We start from the raw sequence: 12,478 nt of genomic DNA on the forward strand, positions 1-12,478 counted from the left end.
CAAGAACCTTTTTGAGATAGAGAGATCGGTCCAGCCCGGACCCAACAGACAATTATACGGCCACCCGCACGCTCTCGCGTGCAGGTGGCCGTCAGCTTGGGCGGACTCAGGCGTTCATCGTGGCCTCGAGGACCGCGTCCCTGGCCTCCCGACGCTTGCGCTGCTCCTTCGGATCCGGAACCGGAACCGCAGACAGCAGACGCTGTGTGTACGGGTGGACGGGGTTCGACACGACCTGCGAGGACTTGCCGATCTCGACGAGGTAGCCGTGGCGCATCACCGCGATGCGCTCGGCGATGCGTTCGACCACGGCCAGGTCGTGGCTGATGAACAGACACGCGAAGCCGTATTCCTTCTGCAGGCCTTCGAACAGGTCGAGGACCTTCGCCTGCACGGACACGTCGAGCGCCGAGGTCGGCTCATCGGCGATGAGCAGCTTCGGTCGCAGGGTCAGGGCGCGGGCGATGCCGATGCGCTGACGCTGACCGCCGGAGAGCTCATGCGGATAGCGGTTGCGCATCGAGGTCGGCAGTTCGACCGCGGTCAGCAGCTCCTCGACTCGCTTGCTCAGCTCCGGCCCTTTCATCCCCTCGTGGAGGTAGAGCGGCTCACCGATCGACTCCCCGACCGGCAGTCGCGGATTGAGCGAGGAACCGGGATCCTGGAACACGATCCCGACTTCCTTGCGCAGGGGCCTCATCTGCTTATTGCTCAGGCCCTTGATGCTCGTGCCGTTGACGACCATGTCGCCTTCGACCGTGGGCAGCAGCCCGAGAGCGGCGCGTCCGATCGTGGTCTTACCCGACCCCGACTCCCCCACCAGGCCCACGACTTCGCCGGGGGCGATCATGAGATTGATGTGGTGAGCGGCGCGGAAGGCCTTCTTCCGTCCGATTGCGGGGTACTCGATCGCGGCGTCACGCAGCTGCAGGGCAGAGGGCTTCGAGAAGTCCGCCTGCGAACCGGGATGGTAGTACGTCTCCGTGGAGTCCATCTCGATCTCGAAGCGGTCCTGCTCAGTCACCTGAGCGCGTGCCTCGGCCACGGCCATATCGGCGGCCCCGGCCTCGGAGAGACCGTCGCCGCCTGCCCCGGTGTCCGGCTGGCCGACCGGGTCATCGGCGTGCGCAGACTGATCGGAGGTGATATCGGACAGCGAGGCCTCGACATCGTCGATGCTGCCGCCGAATACTTCGCTGTCGGTTCCCGCGCCGAGGTGGGGCACAGCTTCGAGGAGCTGCTTCGTATACGGATGCTGCGGGTTGTAGAAGATCTCCTCCGCAGTACCCGATTCGACCACCTTGCCGGCGCGCATCACGATGATGCGGTCGGCCATATCCGCCACCACGCCCATATCGTGCGTGATGAGGATGATGCCCGCGTCGAGCTTCGACTTCAGTTCGCGCATGAGCTTGAGGATCTCGGCCTGCACCGTGACGTCGAGCGCGGTGGTCGGCTCATCGGCGATGAGCAGCTTCGGCTGACAGGCCAGTGCCTGCGCGATCATGATGCGCTGACGCTGACCACCGGAGAGCTGGTGCGGGAACGAATGGAACCGATCCTCCGGATCAGGGATCTCCACGAGCCGCATGAGCTCGAGAGCCCGTTGCTTCGCCTCGCTGGGACCGATGTCGAGGTGGACGCGCAGCGTCTCCACGATCTGGTACCCGGCAGTGTAGACCGGGTTGAGCGCCGTCATCGGCTCCTGGAAGATCACAGAGATGTCGTTGCCGCGCACGGCCTGCATCTTCTCCGGCGGCATGCCGATGAGTTCACGTCCGTTGAGCTTCGCTGAGCCGGTCGCACGGCCGTTGCTCGGCAGGAGCCCGAGCAGAGACATGCTCGACTGCGACTTGCCCGAACCGGACTCGCCGACGATCGCCAGCACCTCGCCGGCATTGACCGTGTAGTCGAGGTGTTCGGCGGCCATCCACCATTCGTCGCTGACCCAGAACTGGACTCCGAGGTCATTGACCTCGAGGATCGGAGAGCCCTTCTTCGGCTGGTTGTCTGCTTTCTTCTCGGCCATCACTTCGCCTCCTTCTGTGCCATGCGCTCGGCTTTCTTCATCTTCCTCCAGCTCGGAATGGTCTTCATCCGCGGATCGAACGCGTCGCGCAGACCGTCGCCGATGAAGTTCACGCACAGAGCGATGACGATGATAAACAGGCCGGGCCACCAGAACAGCCACGGACGAGTGGCGAAGGAGGTCTGGTATTCGCTGATGAGCTGACCCAACGAGATGCCGGGCGGTTTGATGCCGAAGCCGAGGTAGCTCAGCGAGGCTTCGAGCACGATCGCCTGACTCATGATCAGCGTCGTGTTGACGATGATGACGCCCATGGCATTGGGCAGCATGTGCTTGAACATGATCCGGAAATCGCTGGCGCCGGCCACGCGGGCCGAATCGACGAACTCGCGTTCGCGCAGCGACATGAAGTCACCGCGGACGAGACGTGCAAGCCCCACCCAGAGGATGCAGCCCAACGCCACACCGAGCAGCGGGCCGTTTGCTCCGCCGACGAGCACGCCGAGGATCGATCCGACCACGATGACCGGCAGGATGACGAAGCCGTCGGTGATGCGCATGAGCACCGAGTCGACCCAACCGCGGTAGTAGCCCGCAACAGCACCGATGACCGTGCCGATGATCAGGCAGACGATGCCGATGATGAACATGACGACGAGAGAGATCTGCGTCCCCTTCATCACTCGGGCGAAGTTGTCACGACCGATCTCGTCCTGACCGAAGGGGTGATCGCCGAGTGAGAAGAAGTTCGCGAACGACCAGGTCGGGGCTCCGCCGGGGTTGACCACGGGCCCGGACGCCGTATGGCTGAACTTCCACCAACCGGGAATTCCCGCAAATCCCTGTGCGCTGAAGGCGAAGATGGCCACGAGCACAAGGACGACGATCGAGATCATCGCGCCTTTGTGACGGAGGAATTTGCGCAGGACGATCTTGCCCTGGGAGAGACCCTCGGTTTCCTTCGACTCGATCGCGTTGTCCCCGACTTCGTCGAGGGCGAGAGCGTTCTGTTTGTCGTTGTTGGTACTCATGCGTTCACTCGGATTCTCGGGTCGAGGACGGCGTAGAGGAAGTCCGCGACCAGGTTGGCGATGATGGCGAGCAGGCCTGTGATCAGGATGTAGGCCATGACCGGGTCGAGCTCTGCCTGTCTCAGCGAGTCGATGAAGAGCTTGCCCATGCCGTTCCAGCCGAAGATCGTCTCCGTGATGACGGCGCCGCCGATCATCGTGATGATGTCGACGGGAACGACCGAGGCCAATGGCAGCAGCGCATTGCGCATAGCGTGCCGCATGATCACCGTACGTTCGTTGAGGCCCTTGGCTCGTGCCGTGCGGATGTAGTCCTGGCCCAGGACCTCGAGCATCGAACCGCGGGTATAGCGGGTGTACGAGGCGAAGGAGATGAGGACGAGAGCGATCGACGGCAGCAGCAGGTGAGTGAACGAGTCGAGGTTCGTGATCCAGAAGTCGCCGTCGATATTCGGCGCCGATGCACCGATCGTCGCAATCGGACGATTGTTGATGGCCGGGTCGTCCGAATACTCCTGCCAGCCCTGCAGCACACGGTCGGCGAAGATGAGCACTGCCACGATGATGGCGGTGAAGCTCGTCGTGCGCGCGGTATCCCACGGATCCGGGCCGCGGAAAGCCAGACCGATGCCGACGGCGACGGCGATCGCAACGATGAAGAGCCCGAACATCCACAGCCAGTTCATGTCGACGTAGTAGAACAGGTTCATCAGCGGCCAGTAGAGCAGCGCGCCGACGACCACTGTGGTGAGCGTGGCATAGAGTACGCGGCGGTTCTTCAGACCCGTCGACAGGTACGTCATGACGATGGCCGCACCGGCGCCGATGACGACCACGCCGAGGAGGCCGATCGTCGGGTGCTGCATCCAGCCGCTGGCGAGGATGTAGTAGATCGTGCCGAAGGTGATGACCGCTGCGGCGACGAAGGTGATCGCGCGACGCTTCGCGCTGCCGCCGAGCGCACCCATCCAGAACAGCCCCATGGCCACACAGCCGATGATGATCGGCCACCAGGATTCCAAGGTCGGGTCGTTGATGAAGTTGTTGATGTCGATCGCTCCGTACTGCTTGAGCAGCACCGCCACCCAGAAGACGGGCAGCGAGTAGAGGAGGAACGAGACGAAGGTGATGAAGTAGTCGAAGCCCGAGTACTGGCGGATTGCCGAGATCATGCCGACGGCGATGCCGAGGATGATGGCCACGATCGTCGAGGCGGTGATGAGCTTGATCGTATTGACGATTGCGCCCTGCAGCTGGTCGGTGACTTCTTGGCCGGACTTCCAGGCGATGCCGAAGTCACATTGGCCGATGGCGCAGCCGCCGACGCCTGCCAGCCACTTGAAGTAGCGGACGACGGCGGGAGTGTCGAGGTCGAGGAGACGTCGACGCGACTCGTAGAGAGCCTCGATGTTCGGTGAGGTGCTCGCGCGCAGGTCCCAGAAGAAGTCGAGCGCGACATTGAGGAGCAGGTAGAGGACGAAGGTGACGATGAGGAGCACGAGCGCCGTCGACAGCAATCGTCGGAGGATGAATCTGATCATGATGAGAGTTCCGTTTCAATCTTCCGAAAACGCCGCTGTGGGGATCACACAGTGATCCCCACAGAAGGCTTGGGTGGAGAAGAACCGATCGCGTCAAACGCGGATCAGTTGACTTCCCACTCCCAGTAGTTCCAGAACATCGTCGGCGATACAGACGTCGACTTCACGTTCTTGACGCTGTCACGGTAGATCGTCAGTTCGGGGAACTGGAAGATCGGCGCACCGAAGGCGTCCTCGCTCAGCTGCTTCTCCATGTCGATGAGCAGGTCCTGCTGCTCGTCTTCCTTGGACACAAGCAGCTTGTCGAGGATCTTGTCCATCTTCTTGTTCGAGTAGCCGCCGTAGTTGTTCTGAGCGCCGGTGCGGAAGTTCGCATCGTTCTCCGTCACTCCGGTGCCCTCGGACTGCCAGCCGAACAGCGAGACATCGTAGGTGCCGTCGCCGAGGCGGGTGCCCCAATTGACATCTCCGACGTCCTTGATCTTGAAGCCGGCCTTCTCCGCCGATTCCTTGATCAGCTGGAATTCCTGCTGGCGACGCGAGTTCGTGTTGTCGTACATGACGCGGACGGTCGGGGAGTCCACTCCGGCTTCCTTGAGCAGCTTCTTCGCGGCCTCGACGTCACCATCGGCGGCGTCGGCGACGCCGTTGACCTTGGTGATCGCGTCGTACATCGGCGAGCCGGGAACCTGCGAGTATGAATCACGCGTGACGGCTTCGTCGTTGAGGGGCTTGATGATCTTCTCGACGATGTCCTCACGTGGCAGCGCCTTGAGGAATGCCTGACGGACCTTCTTCGCTTTCTCCTCGTCGCCGCCGTTGGCAGCAGGATCGAAGGGACCCTTGTTGTCGAAGGTGAAGTCGACGTGCTCATAAGTCGCACCATCGGCGGCGTCAACCGTCACCCCGTCGATCTTCTCTGCGGCGGAGAGGACGTCGGCGGTCGCCTGCGGCTGGGTCATGTCGACCTCACCGTTCTCGATCGCCTGGATCATCGCCATCGGGTCGCCGTTGTAGCGGACCGTGACGGTCTTGACCTTCGGCTTCACCGGTCCGGTGTAGTTATCGTCGAGTTCGAGGGTGACGTACTGCCCCTCTTCGAACTTCGTCATCTTGTAGGGACCGTTGTGGACCAGCAGGTCCTCGTCCTTCGGCATCGAGGTGAAATCGAACCCGGTGTTCCAGGTGTTCGAGATCTTCGAGAGCTTCTTGGTGTCCTTGTCCTTGATGGCATCGAGGATCGCCTGCTTGCCCTTTTCCGGATCGTCGATGCCCAGGGCCTTCTTCGCCACGATGTGAGCGGGCACGCCGACGCCGTCGGCACCGGTGCCGAATTCGGTCTGCCAGTCGGCGTACGGCTTCGAGTACTCGAGCGTGATCTCCTTGCCGTCGTCGGAGATCTCCGGGAACTTCTTCACCAGAGCCGAACCCGCGGTGGAGGAGTCGAAGTAGACGGTCTTCGCGTCGTTCTTCTTCACCGATCCGTCGTCTTTGTTGTTCGATTCGACGGTGTTGAAGTTCGCCGAGGTGCCTGCCCAGGTCAGGGCGAGGTCCGCTGCATCGACGGGGGTTCCGTCGGACCACTTCGCATCATCGTTGAAGGTGTACTTGACCTTGAGCGGATCTTCCGAGACCTGTTCGACCTTGCCGAGGGCGCCGTCCTGGACTTCGAGGTCACCGTCGTAGTAGCCGAAGTTGTCATTCATCATGTAGGTGAGAATGGCGTTCGAGGTCGCATTGCCGTTCGCGGTCAGAGTGTTCATCGAACGGAAGGATTCGTTCCATCCGATGTTGACGGCGGTGTCCTTCGATGAGTCACTGTCGTCGCCTCCGCCAGGGGGTGTGCAGGCGGTGAGCACCATAGCGGCTGCGGCAACTGAGGCGCCGGCCGCGAGGAAGCGCTTGTTCACATTCTCTCCTTGTTGTTCTAGGGCGAGTCACCCTCGTACTTGCACCCCAAAACCGGAGTGCATTCCGGTCACGTGAAGCACGTCGGCAGAGACCGAAGCGCATGTGACCGCGTTCATGCTTTTCACATGGAATGCAACAAAGTTAATTCACCAGCGACTGTGACGGAGTCCACATAATGAGCAAATTTCGGAATCGTTACCGTTTCGAAACCAAGGGAACAGACAACTTTTGTTCAGTCTCAATGGATAGGATGATCAGGTGGCTGACAGTGAGATAGATCGCAATGAGACCGAGCCGACCGTCGTGCGGACGACGAGTTCGACGACGCTGTTCTTCATCGTCGGAGGGCTCTGTGCCTTTGGCGTCCTCTCGATCGTCTTCGGTGACTTCACACTGCGCGGTCTGGCCGCTGCCGGCATCCCACTGGCCGTCGGCACCCTGGTCTTCGTCTTCTACCGGTTCCCCCGCGTCGAACTGCACAGACAGCAGCTTGTGCTGGTCAATCCACTTAAGACCGTGACGATCCCGTGGAACCTCGTCGACGGCTTCGAAACCCATTTCGGTCTGAGTGTGCGCACCCATGAGAAGAAGTTCGCCTCATGGCCGCTGGCCGGCAAAGGCAAGAAGTGGGAGAAGGACGAGCACGGTATGCGCCAGCTCGTCGAGAATCCGAGCCCGGCCGTCGATGCCGTGCTCGAGCGCTTTTCGGCACTCGGTGACGCAGAGCTCGCCAACCCCGGTGGGCAGCGTGTCATCGAGACGAGATGGAACATCGGCATCATCGCCGTGAGTCTCCTCGTCATCGTCTGGGCGCTCTTGGGCTTCGCGGCACTGCCGCGCTGAGGTCACCAGCCGCGTTCGCGCCACTCCCCCAGTTTCGGACGTTCCTCACCCAGGGTCGTCGAGTCCCCGTGTCCGGGCAGGACGAGAGTCTCGTCCGGAAGTTCGCCGAAGACCCGCTCCTCGAGGTCGTCCATGAGAGAGGTGAAGTCCTCGGCCGACCAGGTCTTGCCCGGCCCGCCGGGAAACAGCGAGTCACCGGAGAACAGGATCGTCTGGCCCCCGTCACGCAGAAGCAGTGCGATCGAGCCGGGGGTGTGCCCGCGCAAAGCGATGGCTTGGAGGACGAATCCGCCGAAGTCCCCGACATCGAGGTGATCGACGGAATGCGCGATCTCCACTCCTTCCGCCTCGGTGATGGCGGCCGCGTCCGCGGCACCGGCGATCGTCATCGCCTCCGGATAGTTCGCCGAGGTGGCCGGCAGTGCCCGAATATGATCCCAGTGCTGGTGGGTGGTGATGATCGCCCTGAGCTTCGGGTCAGCCTCGGTGTCCTGCGCGCTCAAGCCGATGAGTTCGGTGATCGCCTCGGAGTCGTCGGCGGCGTCGATGAGCACCTGGGAGCCGGTCTCTCTGGCGGTGAGCAGATAGACGTTGTTCGCCATCTCGGAGACCGCGATAGAGCGGATGATGACGTGCTCGGTTTCGATCGTATTCATTTCCAAACTCCTCAATCTGTGCTGATGCTGCGAACTGTTCAGGGACAGGTCACCAGGCTCCGCGGGTGTACTGCGGAGGGTAGGGTCCGGGTTCGACTCCGAGGACATGGGCGGCTCGCTGCGGCCAGGAAGGTTCCCGCAGAGCGGCGCGGGCCATGAAGATCGCATCGGCCTGTCCCGTGCTGAGGATGGTCTCGGCCTGCTTCGGATCGGTGATGAGTCCGACGGCTCCGGTCGGCACGCCCTCGGCGCGGATCGCCGCGGCCAGCGACACCTGGTAACCGGGACCGATGGGGATCCGCACCGGATAGTTGCCGCCCGAGGAGACGTCGATGAGGTCGACTCCAGCCTCCGACAGCGCACGGCTGACATCGGCGGCTTCGGCGATGTCGAATCCGCCGTCGGTCCATTCGCTGGCCGAGATGCGTACGAACACCGGCACGTCCTCACCGACCTCGGCGCGGACGGCCGCATAGACCTCGTGGAGCAGTCGGGACCGACCGGCGAGATCGCCGCCGTATTCGTCGCTGCGCTGGTTCGACAGCGGGGACAGGAAGGAATGGAGCAGATAGCCGTGGGCTGCGTGGAGCTCGACGAGGTCGAACCCGGCATCGATCGAACGTCGGGCAGCGGCCGCGAAGGCGGCGACCACCTCGGCGATGTCGTCCTTCGTCATCTCCACGGGCTCGGCCAGCTGCGGATAGGCGATGGAGCTGGCGCCGAACGTCGGCCATCCGCCCTCGGACTCGGGGACGCTGCCCTTCGGCTCACCGGTGAAAGGACGATAGGTGCTGGCCTTGCGGCCGGCATGGGCGAGCTGAATGCCGATGATGCTGCCCTGGGAGTGGACGAAGTCGACGACGGTCGACCATGACTCTGCCTGGTCGTCGTTCCAGATTCCGGCGTCCTGTGGTGAGATTCGACCTTCGGGGACGACTGCGGAGGCTTCGGTGAGGATGAGCCCGAATCCGCCCTGCGCCCGGGCACCGAGGTGGACGAGATGCCAGGGGCCGGGCATGCCGTCTTCGGCTTCGCAGGAATACTGGCACATCGGTGCCAGCCAGATGCGATTGGGGATCTCGGTTCCGCGCAGTGTCAGCGGTTCGAACAGCTCAGTCATGACATCAGTCTGCCAGTTTTGCCCGTGGTCAGACAGCGATCCCGAATACCGGAACGGCGAGCAGATAGACGGTCGCAGTGATGAGGACGATGCCGATGACGTTGAGCCACAGACCGCCCTTGACCATCTGCGCCACGGTGACGTATCCGGAGCCGAAGGCCACCGCGTTGGGCGGGGTGGCGACCGGCAGCATGAAGGCGCACGTCGCTGCGAGTGCGACGGGAATCGTCAGCAGCAGCGGGTCGAGGTCGAGCCCCATCGCCACTCCTCCGACCACGGGTACGAACGTTGCGGCCGTTGCGGTGTTCGACGTCAGCTCGGTGAGGAAGAGGATGATGGCGGTGAAGATGGCAACGACGAGGATCGTCGGCAGAACGCCGAGGCCGCTCGTGGTCTTACCGATCCATTCGGTCAGACCCGACTCCGAGAACTGAGCGGAGAGCGCGAGGCCGCCGCCGAAGAGCAGGAGGACTCCCCACGGCAGCTTCTCCGCGGTGTCCCAGTCGAGAAGTCGGACGCCGCGGTTCGCTCCGCCGGGGATGAGGAAGAGCAGAAGCCCCACGGCCATGGCGATGCCTTCGTCGCTGATCGGCGGTTCCTCGAAGATCAGCGGCAGCGAGATCCAGCTGACGGCGGCGAGGACGAACATCGCGAGCACGAGCTTCTCACCGGTGGACATGGGGCCGAGTTTGGCCAGTTCCTCGCGGATGAGTTCGCGTCCGCCGGGAATCCTGTCGATCTCCGGTTTGAACAGCACCTTGACCAGCAGGAACCAGGCGATAGCCATCATCACCACAGACAGCGGCACACCGACGATCATCCACTGGCCGAAGCCGATGGAGATGTCGTGGTTGTCCTTGAGGTAGCCGATGAGGAAGAGATTGGGAGGAGTGCCGATGATGGTGCCCAGAGAACCGATTGATGCCGAGTAGGCGATGCCGAGCATGAGTGCGGTGCCGAAATTCGACTTCACGACCGCGCCAATTCCCGTGTCATCGCCGCCGTCGCTCTGGTTCCCGGCTGTGCCTTCGCCTCGGTCGCCTGCTGCCCCGTCCTGGTCTGCGGCGCCCGCCGCCCCGTTCAGGGCTGTGCCCATGACCTTCGACACGATCATGAGCACCGACATTCCGATCGGCAGCATCATCACCGCGGTCGCGGTGTTCGAGACCCACATCGAGATGAACCCGGTGGCGATCATGAAGCCGGCGATCATCGGTCCCGGCTTGTCGCCCATGATGCTCAGCGTCACGAGTGCGATGCGACGGTGCAGATTCCATCGCTGCATGGCCAGTGCGATGAGGAAGCCGCCGAGGAAGAGGAAGATGATCGGGTTTCCGTAGGAGGCGCCGACGGTGTCCATCTCGACGTCCGTGCCGAGCACGGGGAACGCCACGAGCGGGACGAGGGACGTCGCCGCGATCGGCAGCGCTTCCGTCATCCACCAGGCTGCCATGAGCACCGCGACCGCCGCGGTCAGTTTGGCAGCGTGCTCGACACCGGCGGGCATGATCGCATAGATCAGGGTCGAGAAGATGAGGCCGAGCAGGAATCCGGTCCACCGGATTCGCAGGGTGGTGCGGCTGATGCCGGGTTCTCGTTCCCCGGGAGAGCGCATATCGATCTCGGTGGATGTGAACTCGGCGGAGTTCGGGCGCGGGGACATTCTCACTCCTCATTGAGCAGGTGTGCCTGTGCTATCGCTCAGCATACTCCAGATGTGGTCTCTCTACCGAGAGAATCGCCCGCGCTCCGTGAGCGCATGGGTGCTTCGCGGCCCTTCGCCGCAGTGGCTCCTACAGCTGGCCGCAGAACTCCTGGATGTGGTCGACGACGATCTCGGGGTGTTCGGCCATCGGCAGGTGGGCGGAGTCCGGGATCGTGACGAAGCGTGCGTCCTTTATCTGCTCGGCCAGGGACGACATCGCCTCGGGGGTGCAGCCGGGGTCCTGGGCGCCGGCCATGACGAGCGTCGGGGTGGTGATCGAGCCGAGCTTCCCGCTCACGTCGTAGGTCTTCAGCGCCGAGGCGGCCGCCACATAAGCTTCGTCATCGACCAGTGCGAGGTCGGACAGGATGAGGTGACCGGTGGCGATGTCCTCGCCGAGGAATCCGGCGGCGAACCAGCGATCGGCGGTGTCATCGACGAGGCTCCCTGTGCCGTCGGAGCGGACTTCGCCGATGCGCTCGTCCCAGGATTCCGAGGTGCCGAACTTCTCGGCCGTCGCACAGGCGACGAGTCCGGTGAGTCTTTCGGGATGGTTGAGGGCCAAGGTCAGGCCGATCGCTCCGGAGATCGAGACTCCGCAGTAGGCGAAGGATTCCACCCCGAGCTCGGCGAGGGACTCGACGACACCGGAAGCCAGCGCTTCGATCGTCACCGGGGCGGACGCCTCGGCGAGGAAATCACCGGCGGGGAGGGTGTGTCCGGGCAGGTCGGTGAGGTAGATCTGGAAATCATCGGCCAGACGCGCGGCCACGGACGTCCACAAAGGCATCCGGGTGCCCAGTGCGTTGCCGAAGACGAGGACGGGGGAACCGGGATTGTCGTTGAAGGCACGGACGGCGATGCGCATGGAGGCTCCTTGAGAACTGAAAGTGCGAACGGATTTCGACTGGATACGACGGTCGTCGATGAGTTGGATTCGACGGGGAAGCTGTGTCGGGATCGGTCAGGAGTCTGTCGTTGACAGCCTACCGCCGGAGTACTCGAGATAACAGCTCGGGCACAGCGACTCGTAGGTCACGGAATTGCCGTCGATGGCGACCTGATCGCCGTCGAAGATGAACGCTCCGTCGACGAGGCGGCCGTTGAACATGGCTTTGCGACCGCAGCGGCAGATCGTCTTCAGTTCCTCGAGGGTGTGGGCGATCTCGAGCAGCCGCGCCGAACCGGGGAATGCCTTCGTCTGGAAGTCCGTGCGGATTCCGTAACACATCACCGGCACCGAGGCGGTGGTGGCGATCCGCATGAGCGAATCCACTTGGACGGGGCTGAGGAACTGCGCTTCGTCGATGAGCAGGCACGCGACGGGGATCTTCGGGGCGTCGATGGATTCGATGAGGGCATCGTGGTCGACGTAGTCGGCATGTTCGGCGTAGATCCGCTCCACGTCGCCGTCGGCGGGGATGACGAAGTCGACCTCGCGGGTGACGCCCAATCGGGACACGATCTGCGAGGCGCCTTTGGTGTCGATCAGCGGCTTGGCCAGCAAAACGCGCTGGCCGCGTTCCTCGTAGTTGAAGGCCGCCTGCAGAAGAGCGGTCGACTTGCCGGAATTCATCGCCCCGTACCGGAAGTAGAGTTTGGCCACTGTCGTCCTCTTTCTGTTGTCCGTGCCGACACAGAA

10 protein-coding genes are annotated in these 12,478 nt (G+C 63.0%); 1 reads left to right on the forward strand and 9 read right to left on the reverse strand.

All coding sequences use genetic code 11. The annotated features are described in order from the left end of the window. Positions 1-106: 106 nt before the first annotated feature. From ACSBQT_RS01400 to ACSBQT_RS01415, 4 genes are all read right to left on the reverse strand, one after another. Positions 107-2,029: an ABC transporter ATP-binding protein gene (locus ACSBQT_RS01400; RefSeq protein WP_410710197.1), complete on the reverse strand. Its 1,923-nt coding sequence runs from the start codon at positions 2,027-2,029 to the stop codon at positions 107-109. Continuing rightward, positions 2,029-3,060, reverse strand: a complete 1,032-nt coding sequence (locus ACSBQT_RS01405; RefSeq protein WP_173153779.1) for an ABC transporter permease — start codon at positions 3,058-3,060, stop codon at positions 2,029-2,031. Before ACSBQT_RS01405 ends, ACSBQT_RS01400 begins: the two co-directional genes overlap by 1 nt. Continuing rightward, positions 3,057-4,601, reverse strand: a complete 1,545-nt coding sequence (locus ACSBQT_RS01410) for an ABC transporter permease (RefSeq protein ID WP_435000682.1) — start codon at positions 4,599-4,601, stop codon at positions 3,057-3,059. Before ACSBQT_RS01410 ends, ACSBQT_RS01405 begins: the two co-directional genes overlap by 4 nt. Positions 4,602-4,705: 104 nt before the next feature. Continuing rightward, on the reverse strand, positions 4,706-6,511 hold the full coding sequence (locus ACSBQT_RS01415; RefSeq protein WP_435000684.1) for an ABC transporter family substrate-binding protein: 1,806 nt from the start codon (positions 6,509-6,511) through the stop codon (positions 4,706-4,708). Positions 6,512-6,770: 259 nt separating this feature from the next. Here ACSBQT_RS01415 and ACSBQT_RS01420 point away from each other — a divergent pair, with 259 nt between their 5' ends. Then, a complete protein-coding gene (locus ACSBQT_RS01420; RefSeq protein ID WP_435000686.1) occupies positions 6,771-7,355 on the forward strand; it encodes a hypothetical protein in 585 nt (194 codons plus the stop codon). Between the two features lie 2 nt (positions 7,356-7,357). Here ACSBQT_RS01420 and ACSBQT_RS01425 read toward each other — a convergent pair whose 3' ends face one another. The 5 genes from ACSBQT_RS01425 to ACSBQT_RS01445 all read right to left on the reverse strand — a co-directional run bounded on the left by ACSBQT_RS01425 (position 7,358) and on the right by ACSBQT_RS01445 (position 12,442). Continuing rightward, positions 7,358-8,011: an MBL fold metallo-hydrolase gene (locus tag ACSBQT_RS01425; RefSeq protein WP_435000687.1), complete on the reverse strand. Its 654-nt coding sequence runs from the start codon at positions 8,009-8,011 to the stop codon at positions 7,358-7,360. A 49-nt stretch (positions 8,012-8,060) separates the two neighbouring features. Next, entirely contained in the window at positions 8,061-9,131 is a 1,071-nt protein-coding gene (locus tag ACSBQT_RS01430; protein WP_435000688.1) for an NADH:flavin oxidoreductase/NADH oxidase, read from the reverse strand. A gap of 28 nt (positions 9,132-9,159) precedes the next feature. After that, positions 9,160-10,794: an SLC13 family permease gene (locus tag ACSBQT_RS01435; protein ID WP_435000689.1), complete on the reverse strand. Its 1,635-nt coding sequence runs from the start codon at positions 10,792-10,794 to the stop codon at positions 9,160-9,162. Positions 10,795-10,924: 130 nt separating this feature from the next. Continuing rightward, positions 10,925-11,704 carry an alpha/beta fold hydrolase gene (locus tag ACSBQT_RS01440; RefSeq protein WP_435000691.1) on the reverse strand — a complete coding sequence of 260 codons (780 nt, stop codon included), beginning with the start codon at positions 11,702-11,704 and terminating at the stop codon, positions 10,925-10,927. 96 nt (positions 11,705-11,800) lie between these two features. Further along, complete coding sequence (locus ACSBQT_RS01445; RefSeq protein ID WP_173153758.1) at positions 11,801-12,442, reverse strand: thymidine kinase; 642 nt, start codon at positions 12,440-12,442, stop codon at positions 11,801-11,803. Positions 12,443-12,478: the final 36 nt, after the last annotated feature.

Origin of the sequence: Brevibacterium sp. H602, assembly GCF_051172395.1 — a bacterium.
GTDB lineage: Bacteria > Actinomycetota > Actinomycetes > Actinomycetales > Brevibacteriaceae > Brevibacterium.

What these genes read in the sequence shown, in the direction of transcription:
- ACSBQT_RS01400 (WP_410710197.1), bottom strand. Translation starts at nt 2,029, where the DNA reads ATGGCCGAGAAGAAAGCAGACAACCAGCCGAAGAAGGGCTCTCCGATC.
- ACSBQT_RS01405 (WP_173153779.1), bottom strand. Translation starts at nt 3,060, where the DNA reads ATGAGTACCAACAACGACAAACAGAACGCTCTCGCCCTCGACGAAGTC.
- ACSBQT_RS01410 (WP_435000682.1), bottom strand. Translation starts at nt 4,601, where the DNA reads ATGATCAGATTCATCCTCCGACGATTGCTGTCGACGGCGCTCGTGCTC.
- ACSBQT_RS01425 (WP_435000687.1), bottom strand. Translation starts at nt 8,011, where the DNA reads ATGAATACGATCGAAACCGAGCACGTCATCATCCGCTCTATCGCGGTC.
- ACSBQT_RS01430 (WP_435000688.1), bottom strand. Translation starts at nt 9,131, where the DNA reads ATGACTGAGCTGTTCGAACCGCTGACACTGCGCGGAACCGAGATCCCC.
- ACSBQT_RS01435 (WP_435000689.1), bottom strand. Translation starts at nt 10,794, where the DNA reads ATGTCCCCGCGCCCGAACTCCGCCGAGTTCACATCCACCGAGATCGAT.
- ACSBQT_RS01440 (WP_435000691.1), bottom strand. Translation starts at nt 11,704, where the DNA reads ATGCGCATCGCCGTCCGTGCCTTCAACGACAATCCCGGTTCCCCCGTC.